The 13789-nt window shown below is 66.8% G+C and carries 15 protein-coding genes; 11 read left to right on the top strand and 4 right to left on the bottom strand.

The window, feature by feature from the left end:
* Positions 1-120: 120 nt before the first annotated feature.
* The 3 genes from ACFWGJ_RS32835 to ACFWGJ_RS32825 form a co-directional block, all read right to left on the bottom strand.
* Positions 121-465 (bottom strand): DUF2516 family protein, encoded by a 345-nt coding sequence (locus tag ACFWGJ_RS32835; RefSeq protein ID WP_387331940.1) that lies wholly within the window; start codon positions 463-465, stop codon positions 121-123.
* A 183-nt stretch (positions 466-648) separates the two neighbouring features.
* Positions 649-1242 carry a hypothetical protein gene (locus ACFWGJ_RS32830; RefSeq protein WP_387331938.1) on the bottom strand — a complete coding sequence of 198 codons (594 nt, stop codon included), beginning with the start codon at positions 1240-1242 and terminating at the stop codon, positions 649-651.
* Positions 1243-1381: 139 nt separating this feature from the next.
* A complete protein-coding gene (locus tag ACFWGJ_RS32825; protein WP_387331936.1) occupies positions 1382-1963 on the bottom strand; it encodes a helix-turn-helix domain-containing protein in 582 nt (193 codons plus the stop codon).
* Between the two features lie 254 nt (positions 1964-2217).
* On the opposite strand from ACFWGJ_RS32825, the gene ACFWGJ_RS32820 reads away from it, so the two are divergent.
* From ACFWGJ_RS32820 to ACFWGJ_RS32800, 5 genes are all read left to right on the top strand, one after another.
* Positions 2218-2994, top strand: a complete 777-nt coding sequence (locus ACFWGJ_RS32820) for a TnsA-like heteromeric transposase endonuclease subunit (protein ID WP_381832489.1) — start codon at positions 2218-2220, stop codon at positions 2992-2994.
* Positions 2960-4615, top strand: a complete 1656-nt coding sequence (locus ACFWGJ_RS32815) for an integrase (protein WP_387331934.1) — start codon at positions 2960-2962, stop codon at positions 4613-4615. Before ACFWGJ_RS32820 ends, ACFWGJ_RS32815 begins: the two co-directional genes overlap by 35 nt.
* A gap of 87 nt (positions 4616-4702) precedes the next feature.
* Positions 4703-5074 (top strand): hypothetical protein, encoded by a 372-nt coding sequence (locus tag ACFWGJ_RS32810; RefSeq protein ID WP_387331932.1) that lies wholly within the window; start codon positions 4703-4705, stop codon positions 5072-5074.
* Positions 5065-6093, top strand: coding sequence for a TniB family NTP-binding protein (locus ACFWGJ_RS32805; protein ID WP_387331930.1), 1029 nt, complete (start codon positions 5065-5067; stop codon positions 6091-6093). Before ACFWGJ_RS32810 ends, ACFWGJ_RS32805 begins: the two co-directional genes overlap by 10 nt.
* Positions 6090-7094 carry a TniQ family protein gene (locus ACFWGJ_RS32800; RefSeq protein WP_387331928.1) on the top strand — a complete coding sequence of 335 codons (1005 nt, stop codon included), beginning with the start codon at positions 6090-6092 and terminating at the stop codon, positions 7092-7094. Before ACFWGJ_RS32805 ends, ACFWGJ_RS32800 begins: the two co-directional genes overlap by 4 nt.
* A gap of 91 nt (positions 7095-7185) precedes the next feature.
* Here ACFWGJ_RS32800 and ACFWGJ_RS32795 read toward each other — a convergent pair whose 3' ends face one another.
* Positions 7186-8085, bottom strand: a complete 900-nt coding sequence (locus ACFWGJ_RS32795; protein ID WP_387331926.1) for a hypothetical protein — start codon at positions 8083-8085, stop codon at positions 7186-7188.
* Between the two features lie 341 nt (positions 8086-8426).
* Between ACFWGJ_RS32795 and ACFWGJ_RS32790 the strand changes: the two genes are divergently transcribed.
* From ACFWGJ_RS32790 to ACFWGJ_RS32765, 6 genes are all read left to right on the top strand, one after another.
* On the top strand, positions 8427-8891 hold the full coding sequence (locus ACFWGJ_RS32790; protein WP_351415296.1) for a DUF2199 domain-containing protein: 465 nt from the start codon (positions 8427-8429) through the stop codon (positions 8889-8891).
* Between the two features lie 33 nt (positions 8892-8924).
* The gene (locus ACFWGJ_RS32785) at positions 8925-9380 is read left to right on the top strand and encodes a DUF6228 family protein (RefSeq protein ID WP_387331924.1); all 456 of its coding nucleotides are present in this window, start codon (positions 8925-8927) and stop codon (positions 9378-9380) included.
* Entirely contained in the window at positions 9377-9850 is a 474-nt protein-coding gene (locus ACFWGJ_RS32780; protein ID WP_387331922.1) for a hypothetical protein, read from the top strand. Before ACFWGJ_RS32785 ends, ACFWGJ_RS32780 begins: the two co-directional genes overlap by 4 nt.
* A gap of 219 nt (positions 9851-10069) precedes the next feature.
* Entirely contained in the window at positions 10070-11551 is a 1482-nt protein-coding gene (locus ACFWGJ_RS32775) for an AAA family ATPase (RefSeq protein WP_387331920.1), read from the top strand.
* Positions 11551-12435, top strand: coding sequence for an HNH endonuclease (locus tag ACFWGJ_RS32770; protein ID WP_381832647.1), 885 nt, complete (start codon positions 11551-11553; stop codon positions 12433-12435). The genes ACFWGJ_RS32775 and ACFWGJ_RS32770 overlap by 1 nt, the downstream gene beginning before the upstream one ends.
* Positions 12436-12867: 432 nt before the next feature.
* The gene (locus tag ACFWGJ_RS32765) at positions 12868-13770 is read left to right on the top strand and encodes a GNAT family N-acetyltransferase (protein WP_387331918.1); all 903 of its coding nucleotides are present in this window, start codon (positions 12868-12870) and stop codon (positions 13768-13770) included.
* Positions 13771-13789: the final 19 nt, after the last annotated feature.

Genomic DNA, 13789 nt, shown 5'->3' with positions numbered 1-13789 from the left:
CCTAAAGACAAGAAGCCGGGGCGCAGCCCCGCTTCTCAGGGGCGCGGGGAACTGCGCGAGCAACCCCCACCGGACCCGCACGCTCCGAACGCGCCGCTCCAGGCCGCTCCAGGCAACGGCTCAGCGGCCGCCGTTGTACGGCCCGTACGGACCGTCGCTGCTGCTGCCGCCGCCCCGGCGGCCACCCCGGCCGCCGCCCGAGACCTGCTGGAGCGCGGGCCGTACGTCCACGAAGAAGACGATCGTGGCGACCAGGAACGCGATCTGCAGGAAGAGCATCGGCACCAGCAGATTCACGGCCACCGCGAGGCCGAGCAGGATCAGCCAGAACATCTTGGTCTGCTTGTTCGCGGCGCGGTAGGCGTCCTCGCGGGCCAGTCCGGCCATGACGAGCGCCACCACCGCGAGCACCAGCATGGCGGTGTAGATCAGCCACATGAGGCCGCCGAATGCCGTCAGGAGCACGTTGCCCACCACCCGTGTCGAGTCCGTCGTCCGTACGCGGTCACCGTACCCGCAGAACGGGCCGGGAACTCCGATAGTGCCCGGAGCGCCCGACCCGTTCTCTTTGCGTACATGCCCGCCGCGTACGCACTCATCGCGTACGCACTCATCGTGTACGCGCCCTGTGCGTGCGAGGCCGCCGTCCTACTTCGCGGGCGGCGTCGACTTCTTGGCCGTGGTGGTCTTGCGGGCGGCCGGGGCCTTCTTCGCCGGGGCCTTCTTCGCCGGGGCGGGCCCGGTCTTCGCCTCGGCGGGCGTGGCGATCGTGCCCTCGGCCGGCTCGGGGTTCGGCTCGACGGCGATCGCCAGTTCCTCGATCTCCTCGGCCGCCTCGCCGCGCCAGGTCTTCACGGTCTGCTCGCCGTGCTCGGCGACCTTCTCGTAGGTCTCGCGCGCCTTCACGGCGTACTCGGCGGCGACGCCGACACCGCGCAGGGCGATGTCCTGAGCCGTCTCACCGATCTTCTTCAGGTCGGTGTCCAGGGTGCTGATGAAGCCGTTCACCCGGGTCTGGATGGTCGCCTGCGCCTCCTTGGCACGGGCGGTGGCCTTCTCCTGGACGGCGTTCGGGTCGATTCCCCGTACGGCGTCGATACGGGCCGGCGCCTCGGCGCGCAGCTGCTCGACGATCCCCGGCACCTTCTTGGCCTGCTGGATGGCCAGGTCGGCCGTGCCGGCGGCGAAGTAGAGGGGGGTCGGGTCGCTGAGGGTCTTGCGGAGGTCGTCGGTGATGGCCATGGTGATGGTCCTCCCGGAATCACTGTCGCGTGGAGCGTGAGGGTGTGGTCTGTCTGTCGCTACTCCGTGGCCGCCGGCCGGCCGGTCCGAACGGGACCGTACCGGGACGTACCGCGCCCGGTCGTGATGCCGGGCCCGGTCAGCTCGCGGAGGACTGCTGATCGTGCTGGTCGTGCGGGTGCTGCGGGTCGTGCGGGTCGTTCCGTGCGGCATCGCTGCCGTCGGCCGTGCGGGCCCTGTCGACGACGGTGTCCCCGCCGTCCGTCGCGCGCGTGACGGCGGATACGTCCGACACACTCGCCATGTCATGCGCCAGGTCCGACGCGTCCGGCGCGCCTACCGTGTCCAGCGCGTCCTCGACCGCCTTGATCTCGAACCCGTTCTCCTTGCGGAAGGACTCGTAGATCTGGAGCAGCACCTGCTTCTGCCGCTCGGTGAGCGTCGGGTCGGCGAGGATGACCGCACGTGTCTCCACCTCGTCCCGGTCGCGCTCGGCGTCGAGGATCCCGGCGCGGACGTACAACGTCTCGGCGGAGATCCGCAGGGCCTTGGCGACCTGCTGCAACACCTCCGCGCTCGGCTTGCGCAGCCCGCGCTCGATCTGGCTCAGATACGGATTGGACACCCCGGCGGCCTCGGCGAGCTGCCGCAGACTCAGCTGCGCGTTGCGCCGCTGGTCCCGCAGATACTCACCAAGATTGCCGACGTTGAGCGATGCCATGCCCCTACCTTGCCCCACCCGCGCTAACTATTGCAAGCACGTGCTTGCAAAAGTGCGCTACGCCACTGCCCGGCTCCTGCCCCCGACCTGACGTGTCTCGCTGAAGGTGAGCCAGTCTCGGTCTATCTGAACCATCTGGTCGCTCGTCTCAGTCAACCGTGACCATCTGTCGATCTGTGTCGCTCTTCTTGACCCACTGCCGCACCGGGGTCCCTACGGTCTCCGTATCGGGCGGTGCCGAGCGGGGGTGGCTGATGGCTGAGGAAGACTTCTGGCTGGAGTACCTAGACGCCCGCGGCGAGCCGCACGGCGGGCCGCTTGAGGTGATGTGGCCGACCCGTTTCGAGGCAGCCGGGCAGGTACGCGGGTTCCCTTCGTACCGCGGGCAGCGGAACTTCCCGGGCTGGTACTGGGCTGCTACAGGTGGTGACCTGGTGGGCTATGAGTCGTGGGTGGAGCTCGGGCACCTGATGAGGCTGGACGCCGATCCGGATGTGGTGGCGGTGGCCTCGCAGCCGTTCCGGCTGTCGTGGCGGTACAGCGACCGGACCCGGCGGACCCGCCATACGCCGGACTACTTCGTACGCCGTCGGGACGGCACCGCTGTGGTGCTGGACGTACGTCCGGACGATCGGATCGAGCCGGACGACGCGAAGAAGTTCGCGGCCACGGCCGCGGCCTGCGCCCGGGTTGGCTGGGGCTTCGAGCGGGTCGGGATGCTCGATCCCGTGCTGGCGGCGAATCTGCGCTGGCTATCGGGCTACAGGCACCCACGGGTGCGGCGCGAGCCGGTCGCCGATGCCCTGCAAGCGGTGTTCGCAGAGCCGCAGGGACTGCTTGCGGGGGCCCGGGAAGTCGGGGATCCGATCGCCACGCTGCCGGTGCTCTTCCACCTGTTGTGGCGCCGCGTGTTGGCCGCTGACCTTGGGGGCGAGTTGCTGGCGGGGGCCACGCGCGTGCACCTCGTTCCTGCGGTGGCGAAGGAGGTGGGCGGGGATGCCATCGCGTCCGCAGCTGCTGTCGCTGGGTGATCGGGTTCGCTACGACGGGCGCGAGCACACCGTGGCCGCCTTGCACGGCACTTCGGTGCGGCTGGTGGATGACGCCCTGGCCGCCAGTGTGGTGCTGCTGGGAAACTTGCTGGCCTCTGAGGGATTCACCGTACTCAGCAGCGCGCCGAGTCGCCCGCCGCTGCCCGATGCGGGAGTCCTGGAGGGGCTGCCCGAAGACGCCGCAGAGCGGGCCGAGTGGTGGCGAAGGCACCTGACCGAACTGCTTACGGGCCGTCCAGACGTCGATGCCCGCACCCCGGTGAAGGCCGAGTACGACCCGGCCGTGAACTCCTTGCGGCAGCGGGAGCTGGCCAAACTCGCCGAACTACGCGAAGCAGGCGAGGGGGTGGGGCTGAGCACGCTGCGCCGAATGCGCACTCGCTTCGAGCGCGAAGGGGTGGCGGGTTTGGTGGACGGTCGGCAGCGCAAGCCCGCCACCGGCACGAGCCGGGCCGATCCGCGGGTGGTCGAGGCCATCGAGAAGATCGTCAACAGCCGGACCAACGAGCCGACCGTGTCCGCGCAGGTGCTGCGGCGCAAGGTCGAACGCCTGCTGGCTGCCGAGCACGGCACGGGAGCGGTTCCGATGCCCTCCAGGGCGACGTTCTACCGCTTGTTGGAGGCAGTCTCGGCCGGGCAACATCTGCTGGGCTCGGCCCGCACCCGCCGCTCGCTGGGCAAACAGCCGAAGCGGATGTTCGGGCAGCTGACAACAGCACGACCTGGTGAAGTGATGGAGATCGACTCCACGCCACTGGATGTAATGGTCGTCCACGACGACGGGACAGTGGACCGCTGCGAGCTGACCGGACTGGTCGATCTGGCGACGAGGACACTGGCTGCGGTGGTGTTGCGGCCCTCGACAAAGGCAGTGGACGCCGCCCTGCTGCTGGCACGGGCGATGGCGCCCGAGGTGGTGCGGCCAGGCTGGTCGGATGCGTTGCGCATGTCCCGGTCGGTGCTGCCCTATGCCTCGCTGCTGACACTGGACGAACGGATGGCCAAGGCAGCCGCGAAGCCAGTGATCGTCCCGGAGATGGTGGCCAGTGACCGGGGGAAAGCGTTCGTCTCGGACAACTTCCGAAATGCCTGCCGCCACTTGGGGATCTCGTTCCAGCCCGCGCATCCGGACACCCCGACCGACAAGCCGCATATTGAACGGACCCTTGGCTCCGTGGCAACGATGTTCGCCCAGGATCTGCCCGGCTACACCGGCCGGAGTGCCGAGATGCGGGGCAGGGATCCGTCCGCGCGAGCGGTTTGGTCCATCCACGAACTCCAGGAACTGCTCCAGGAATGGGTCGTTTCGACGTGGCAGGTCAGGCCTCACGGCGAGCTGCGGGACCCCTTGATGCCGGATCGCCCGTTGAGTCCGAACGAGAAGTACGCCGCGCTGGTGGCGGCGGCCGGATACGTGCCAGTCGCGCTGAGCCAGGAGGAGTACATCCAACTCATGCCCCGCGAATGGAGGGTCATCGGTCCCGGAGGGGTGCGGATCAACAACCGTACTTACGACTCCCGCGACCTTGTCCCCCTTCGGCGCCAGCCCTCCGGGGCGGGTCCGGACGGGAGGCTCTGGGAGGTCCACTACGACCCTTAGGACATCTCCTGCGTCTGGGTACGCAACCACCGCGGCACGGGCTGGATCACCGCGACCTGGCGCCATCTACGCACTTCGCACGTCCCAATGGGTGAACTGGTCTTCGACCGGGCCCGTCAGGTGCTGGCCGAACGTGAACGGCGCAAGCCGCACGAGGAAGCGGTCGCCGAGACTGCGGTAGAGCTGCTTGACCGGGCCGCTGACGGTCCCGAAGAACGCCCTGTCCGGCGGCGGAAAAGCTCGGGCCGAGCGGCCGAGCGGCGTGACCGCAAGGTCGTCGGCCGCACCCGTGCCACCAGCCAGCCGGCCTGGCCTCGTCCCGAGACACCCGCCCCCTCGCAAGCGCTTCCGACCGAACCAGCTCAGGGCTCCGATGGCGCCGATGAGAGCGAGGAGTTGACGAAAGTGGTGCCGCTGGGGATCTTCGACGCTCGTGAGGAGGCGAAGAGATGGTGGTGAGCCCCTCCAGAGATGATCGTTCTCCGGCCGACGAAGACGAACGTGTGGAGCCGCCCACCACTCTCACTGGCTGGCGGCGGTTCGTGGAGAAGGACCCGCGCCCCTTCGACCTGCTGCCCCGCGCTCGATGGAAGTCGATGAACGACGAGGAACGCACCGACTACGACGAAGCTCGCATCGACTACCACTCAGAACTCCAAGTGGTACGCACATCCACAGTTAAGGAAGTCGCTCACCAGGGACGCCTACTGACCCTGCTCAATCGACGCGAGCACGGAGCTCGCCGCGGCCTGATCATCTCTGGCGACCGCACCACGGGCAAGACCACTGCACTCCGACAGCTCGGGCGCCTTCACGAACTGCGCGTTCGGCAGAGATCCGGCGAAGGCCAACGCATCCCGGTGGTCTATGTCACCGCACCGCCGAAAGGATCACCCCGGAAGCTCGCCTTGGAGTTTGCCCGCTTCCTCAACATCCCTACCATCACCCCACGCCACAACACCGCCGACATCACGCATTCCGTCTGTCAGGTGCTGACAGAGGCCCGCACGGACCTGGTGCTGGTCGACGAGATCCACCTCATGAACTTGGGCACGATTGCCGGAGAGGAGCTCTCCGACCATCTGAAGTACTTCACCGAGCACCTGCCGGCCACGTTCATCTACGCCGGCATCGACGTCGAACACTCCGGGCTGTTCACCGGCATCCGCGGCGGCCAGATCGCAGGTCGCTGCACCCTCCTGCACACCGGACCCTTCCCGCTGGGCCGTGAATGGGAAGGGCTGGTCGCGACCATGGAGGGCACCCTTCGCCTGCACAGGCACGCCCCCAACACATTGACCAAATTGCACAAATACCTCTACCAGCGGACCGGCGGCATGATCGGCAGCCTCTCCCACCTTGTCCGTGCCGCAGCCATCTCCGCGATCCTGGACGGCAGCGAAAGCATCACCCGGCGACAACTGCACGCCATCCACGTGGACCACGCCAGCGAGAGCGCCTACCGGACATCCGCATGATCGGGGTCACGGCCCCGGCCGGGCCGGCACGACCACTTCCTCTGACCTCCCCGCCCTTTCCGAATGAGACTGTTCGGTCCTATGCAGCACGACTCGCGCTGCTCAACGGAATCCCCCCAAAACACGTGCTTCGCCGCTTCTACTCGGCAGAGAGGCCCCTGGACAGTCTGGATCTCCTCGCCGTTCGCAGCGGTCAGACACCAAAATCCCTGAAGAAGGCTCTGCCCGAACTGACCACCGCCACGGCATGGCACCAGCCGGGCTACCCGTTGATCAACCGGACCTGGGCCTGCGACTTCTGCGCGGCCGCACATACCGGGAAGACCAGCTGGCGGATCGAGATATGGGGGCTCCGGGACCTCAACCAGCTCTGCGTCAAGCACCGCCGGTGGACAGGCAGTGACACCGCCTACGACTCATACTTCGAGCGAAGCGTCGAGATACCTTCAATCGGTCAGTGCAGCGTTGCGAAAGCGCCCGAGATCGTCGAAGCTCAACGCCGATTCCACCGGCTCTGCCGTCACAGCAGATACCCCAGGATCCTGCCCGCCTACGAAGAATGCTCCAAGTTCTGGCGCGACCTGACCAGACACGGCTACGCAGCAGACCGCACGGAGCGCAGACTCCGCATGATCCATCCGGACGAGACCAGTCGGCACCGGCCATATCCACACGCCGAGGCCGCCGACTTCCCCGAGGTCGTACAGGTCGCCATTCTCTTCGCTTCCTTCTACTGGCGAAAACAAGCGCTCGGAAGCCCGAGAGAGGTTCAGCGCTTCCGCAGAGAGTTCGACAGGCGACTACCCGCGGAGCGGCAGCTGAGGACAACCGCCATCCCCTGGCTCCAAGAAGAGATCGTGCGGCTTGCCCAACGGGTCGACGAGGCCGTCCGCCACCATGAGGCCAGCCTCGACGGACTCGTAACCGCCCACCCGCACGACCAGTTCCCTCCCCTTCTCATCCGAAGGATCTTGAAGCGTTCCCCAGCACACGCACGGTGAACTGCCCCTGCCCTCACCTCTGGGACTGATCACCTCTGGGCGATCGACGGCAGCGGGAACATGGCCGAGAATCTCGGGCGGGCAACTGAAGTCAGGAGTCGCCGCCCTCGGGCGCGCTCAGGGTCAGGATCTCGCCGAGCGCGATGTAGGTCTGCAGGAAAATGAAACGGGCCTCATCAATGGTGACCTCGGCGTGAGTGCCTGCGGAGCACCGGGCGTAGAGATCGGACAGGGTCCGACGTAGACGGTCCCTGCGGCTCTTCGACGCCCCGCAGGCGTGGGTGTGGGCCTGGAGACGGTTCAGCACCTGCTGTGGTCCGACCTTCAGGTCGACCTCGTCCCCGATCTTGTATAGCTCGTCCCGAGCCGGGAACACGTAGTCCGCAGAGGAGTCGATCAACCGGCGGCAGGTGGTGAGGGCCTGGCTGACAGACTCGGGGTCGCCGTCCCGGAGGCGATCAGAGATGCGCTCGATCTTTTCGAGTGCAGTCCCGCTCGCCGCCGCCAATGACCCGTCGACCTTCTCCTGGGTATCCGCAAACAGACTCGCCTGGAGCTCGCTGAACAGGAGCTCGTGGTAAATCTCGGTAACCATGTTGTAGACGGTCGCGACGACTTGCCCGCAGATTCCGATCCACGTGCCGAGGTTCGATGACGACTGGAGGATCCGCGAGTCATGGTCGCGCGACGCAGGGATGAGCATGTCGCCTGAGTAGTTGCCCCCGCCGCGCAGCGCGTCGATGGCCTGCCGGGCAGACTCGATATGACCCTCCACTTTCGCGATCGACACGGTGTAGAAGGTGTTCTTCTCCTTGTCGGCCCAGCGGCCCGCCCGCCCGATCCACGTCCCCGCCGAGCCGTCGGTCGGATACCCGCTGCGCTCGAACCCGAGAAACTCCGTCAACTCGGTGTGGCCGACCAGTCGGGCGAGCCTGCTCGCCTTCAAGACGACCTCGGACGCCTTCAACCGCTTAAGCTCGATGTCGGCCAAGAGCTCGTCCGCAACGCGGATCGCTTCTTCCTGTCGCCCCATTGCTGACCGCCCGTCTGCTCGAACTTGGCTGGGTTGCAGTCGTACCACGTGAGTCCGACACATCTGTGCCGATTATTTCGGTGACCGCGACAGCCTCCGCATCATGGCAATCCACGGTCGGGTTCAGGCTGAGAGCGTTCAGCTTCCGCAAACCCACGGGGATCACAGTCGCTCTGGTTCACCTTCACCGAGACGGGACCGACGTCAGCTGCGTCGGAGCCGATCATTAGGCTCCGCTCATGACCAGCAACCCCGGATTCACCTGCTCGTGCTGCGGCAACCACCACGCCGAGCTACCGATGAACTACGCGGCCACCGCCCCGTACGTCTGGGAACCGAACTTCGCAGACTCTGCGGACTGCCTTCTCTCATCGGATCAGTGCGTGATCCAGGCACAGCACTACTTCGTCAAGGGTCTGGTCGAGATACCGATCATCGGCAGCGACGAGGTGTTCTCCTGGGCCGCATGGGTCTCCCTCAGCCGGGACAACTTCTCCCGATCCGCAGATCTTTGGGACACCACGGGACGTGAAACCGAGGAGCCGTACTTCGGGTGGCTGTCCACCGACCTCTTCCTCTACTCGCCCAGCACCATCAACTTGAAGACCCGCGTCCATACCCGTCCCATCGGACAGCGTCCCTTCATCGAGCTGGAGCCGACCGACCACCCTCTCGCAGTCGAACAGCGGACCGGCATCACCATGGAGCGCGTCCGTGCAATCGCCGAAGCCGTACTCCACCTCACCGACAACGAATCCAAGTGACGCCGAACAGGCTGCTGACCTAGCGTTCCGCCCATGACCACACCAGACGTCGGCACTGACGATGAGGCCAGCGTGTCCATCCGCTGCCAGGACAACGCCTCCGTCAGCGTGACGTTCTGCGACCGGTTCAACTTCGACGCCGACTCCGTGCACTATGCCGTCGAACTGCGCGCTCCCGGGCTGACCGCTCGCGTCGACGAGGTCGTCGCCTGGATCTGGGACAGCGACCTCACCGCGTTTCTGGAAGAGCTCGCCACCGACTACCAGGGGTGGGACGGCGAACGGAGCTGGCATACCAACGACCGCGACCTGACGGTGTCGGCGGCCTTCCGGTCCGGCGGCTACGTCGGGCTGACCTGGGCCCTGCGGCCGTGGACGCAGGCCGCAGGCGGCTGGGGCGCCTCGGTGACCACCTGGCTGGATGCCGGCGAGCAGATGGCTTCCCTCGCCGCCGATGTCCGGGCCTTCCTCGCCGAGGAGCACCAGTGACATCCGACATGCGCATCACCTGGACGCTTGCGGGATCCGGGTGGGCCGACTGCACCCTTGAAGATCGCCTGGCGAAAGCCGAGCCCACCGCGTCCTACATCACCAGTGCGCCCGAAGAGCTCCTGACCGCGGTGGCCCGGCTCGTCGCCGGCGAGACAGAGACCCGTGTCCAGTTCGAGGCCGAGCCGACTGCCTACCGGTGGATTTTCTACCGCGAAGGCGAGGACATCTGGATCCGCGTGCTGGAACTGCGCGACGGCAGCGATCACGACAACAGGGGAACCGAGATCTGGTCCAGCCAGCTCGGCATCGACCAGCTCGCCCGCACCGTGATCCGCTGCTTCGACGAGCTCGCGCAGACTTACGGCGAGAGCGGCTATCGAGGCAAGTGGGGCGAACACTTCCCACGAACCGAGCTCGAAGCCCTCAGACACCTCTGGCACACCCACCACCGCAGCGACAACACATAGCCGCACGAGCCCGCAGCAAAGCAACGGCGGCCCTACTCCAGACTCCAGCGGCGCACTTCAGCCGGGCCGCTGAGTTCGCGACGTCCGCCCCCGCACACCCGTGCGCGCTGCCGCCTAAGATCGCACATCACGACGGAGCACAGTAAGCGGGGGAGGGCCAGGAAAACCGTGCGATTCGGCGTAATTTATGACGACCATCGCTTGGCCGAAGGTGGCGCCATGGCGGAGGATCTTTTCGATGCGCTCCTCGTCCACGACACCTGGGACGACGACGGGTACCGCACCATGTTCACGTTGCGTGTTCTTACCAGGGAGGGCTGGGTCGAGGTCGGCACCGTGAAGATCGGCCATGTGGCGACGGACGGCGAGGATTTTGGCAACTACCTACTCCCGGAGCGCTTCAGCCGCCTGGACAGCTCGCGCTATTTCTCGGTGGGCCAGGATGAAAGCTATTACTACACGCTGAGCGAGATACCCGGCGCTGTCGGGGAGGAAGTGCTCACCGCGCTCCGGGACATCGCCTACGACGAGAACTCCTTCCGCCTCGCCCGGAACCAGAATGTGACCCGTACTTCGCTACTGCGCTTCGTCAAGATGTCGACCGTGCGCGGGCAGCTGCGGCGCATCGCACGCGGTGGAGCGCGCCGGGTGAGTTTCAATATCGCCTACGAGCCGCCGCTGCCACCGGCGATGGCTTCCGTGCGGTTCGAATTCAAGGTCGAACCAGGCTCCCGGCCGGCCAGCAACGTGCACGCCCTGACCGGACGGAACGGCGTGGGGAAGTCATATGTCCTTTCCCACTTGGCCCGCGCCGTCGCTGCGGTTGAGCCGCAGGCACATGAGCTCGGGCGAATCATCGAGTACGGCCGCGAGGGCCGATCATTCAACAACCTGGTGACTGTCTCGTTCAGCGCCTTTGACGACTTCCCGCTCGTCGGGGGCGACGAGATGTTCATCGCTTCCTACGTGGGCCTGCGTGTTCAGGGGGCGCGATCCCCCAGATTCAAGACCCCTGGCGGGCTCAGGAAGGACTTCGCGCAGGCCATGAAGGCATGTCTGACGCGCGAGCGCAGCCCACAATGGATCAGGGCATTGCGCACCCTCGACTATCCCGGGAGCGGACTCCTGGAGGAGGGATGGCTGGAGAACTTCGAGAACACCGCCAGCCTGAACAGCCGCGAGAATAAAGCCCGGCAGCTCTTCCGCCGCCTCAGTGCCGGCCACCGACTCGTTCTGCTCACCATGACCCGGCTCATCGAGCACGTGAGTGAGCGGACGCTCGTCATCATCGATGAGCCGGAAACCCACCTCCATCCGCCCTTGCTGTCCGCGTTCATGCGTGCGCTGTCCGATCTGCTCGCCGAGCGCAACGGGCTGGCCATCGTCGCCACACACTCTCCGGTTGTACTCCAAGAGATTCCTGCCCACTGCGTCTGGAAGCTCTGGCGCTACGGCGGGCAGCTCGGCGCCGCGCAGCCCCGCATCGAAACGTACGGCGAGAACGTCGGCGTGCTGACTCACGAGGTCTTCGGTCTGGAACTCACCGAAGCCGGCTTTCTGCACGAACTACGGCGACTGGTCGACGTCGGCTACTCCTACGACGCTGTCCTGGAACACTTCAGCGGACGGCTCGGCAGCGAGGCGCAGTTGGTGCTCAGCGCCTTGCTCGGCCAGCGCGACGACGTGGAGGGACACGGCTGATGCAGCACATAGATCCTCCAACCTTCGACGCACGCGACGTGTACACCAACTGCATCGCCAACGCCCGCCCAAATACGCGAAAACGGCTGGAATCGTTCACCGACGCGGTGGCCGATGCAGCAAGCGCGTACGAGGTAGCCGCTCAGGGCCAGGCTCTTCACACCCTCACCGGCCTCGCCGCCACGCCTGGCACCCGTCGCGACCGCAAGGCCCTGGAGGGGGTCTACACCGACCGGTTGGCCAAGGACCGTGCTCCGGGCCGCCGCATCTACGAGGCGCTCAAAGGTACGACCGACCAAGAAGGCCGTCGACGGGATAACCGGTGTCCCCTGTGCGGGGAGGGCCTGGTAACCACGCTCGATCACCACCTACCCAAGAACACGTACCCGCTGCTCAGCGTGGTACCGGTTAACCTCATCCCGGCTTGCCGCGACTGCAACACCGGCAAGCGCGCCACAGTCCCCGTCAATGCGGGTGACCAGACCCTGCACCCCTACTTCGACGACTTCTCCCACCACCCCTGGCTTCGAGCTCGTCTCAGGAGGCAACGCGGCAATGAGCAGCCGTCGATGAAGTTCTTCGTTTCCCCCCACCCTGATTGGAGCGACACACTCACAGAACGCCTCCAGAAACACCTGAAGGTGTTCGACCTGGACTACCGGTACAGCCTTCTGGTGAGTAGCCACATCGCATCCACCAACCACGACCTCACGATGATGCCCACTAACTCCGTCGCCCCCTGGCTTGAGCACAAGGCCGAGGGCTGGCGCTACCGGGGTAACCCCAACACGATGGGCTATGCCCTGTTCAAGGCCCTGGCGGCCGACAAGTGGTATGTCAACGGCGGCTGGCGCGGCTCAAGCCCGGAGACAAACCCCGACTAATCAGCCCGACAGGCATTCTCCGAGAAGGCCGATTTGAGGACACGCCACGACTTCGGAGAAGAGGGTGCCACAGCTCACTGGGGCTGGACGTGACGCCGCAGTCAGTCCGCCGCGGGACCGACCGATGGCGTGGTCATCGGGTTCGCCGACCGGGCCCCCTTCTGCGGACCCCGGCCACGTGCAGAGGCCGACGGGCTTGTCGTCGGTTCTCTCTCGTGTCGTGGTTTGGGCGCACCAGACGCGGCACGACTCCGCTCGACGGCAGAGCGACTGGGTTCGATGTCAACGGACAGCTGCTCAGGTTGAGTGAGACAGGCCAGCCATTGCCGTCTCACTCAACCTGAGCCACCCCAGGTCACCGCCTCACGATGGCCCACTTCCATTGAGACGGGACACCCAGCCCCCAACCCCCGACAAAAGGACTGCCCCTGTATGCGACCGGACGACCGGCACCTCACCGAAGACGAGAACTGGCTCCTCACCGAGGATGTCGACGACTTCCTCGCCCGCGCGGGCGGCTTCCTGCGGTCGCGGCCCGGTCTGCATGTCATGCCGCTGACGTGGACCGCGCGGCTGCGGGCACGCGGGGCGGCGGCCTTCGGCACCGAGCCGCCCCTCTTCGGCGTGCTGGGGCAGGCGGGTGAGGTCCGTGCCGCCTGCTACCGGCTCCCCTCCCGCGCGCTGGTCCCCACCCCGCTCACCCCCGAGCGGGCCGCCGGCCTGGCCGCCCACCTCGCCGCGCTCGGGCACTCCCTCCCCGCCGTCAGCGCGGACGAGCGCACCGCCGCCCTGTTCGCCGAGGCGTGGCAGCGGCGCACGGGCGCGGCACCGCGAATCCGTGACACCCGGCTGGGGCTCTACCGCCTCGGCACGCTCACCCCGCCGGATCCGCACCCGGCGGGCCGGAGCCGGCTGCTGGGCGAGCAGGACCTCGACCAGACCATGTACTGGTGCGGCGAGTTCGCCAGGGCCACCGGCGAGGACGTCTCCATCGACGCCGGTTCCTGGGCCGGCACCCGCTACGCCGACAAGACCTACACCCTCTGGGAGACCCCGGACGGCACGCCCGTCTCCGTCGCGGGCATGAACCCCGTGATCGGCGGCCAGGTACAGGTGGACGTCGTCTACACCCCGGCCCACCTGCGCGGTCACGGGTACGCGGGCGCCGTCACCGCGGCGGTGAGCCGGGCCGCGCTGGCCGCGGGCGCGAAGGAGGTCGTCCTGTTCACGAACCTGGCGAACCCCACCAGCAACGCCCTCTACCAGCGCCTCGGCTACCGCCTGCTCACCAACTGGGCGAGCTACGACTTCACGCCCGCGCGCGAGAACACGTAACCGTGACCGTGGGTGTTCC

It is taken from the genome of Streptomyces sp. NPDC060205, from assembly GCF_042728395.1.
In the GTDB taxonomy this organism is placed as follows: Bacteria; Actinomycetota; Actinomycetes; order Streptomycetales; family Streptomycetaceae; genus Streptomyces.
Note: the sequence above shows the minus strand (reverse complement) of the source record. Positions and strands in the feature narration are given on the sequence as shown.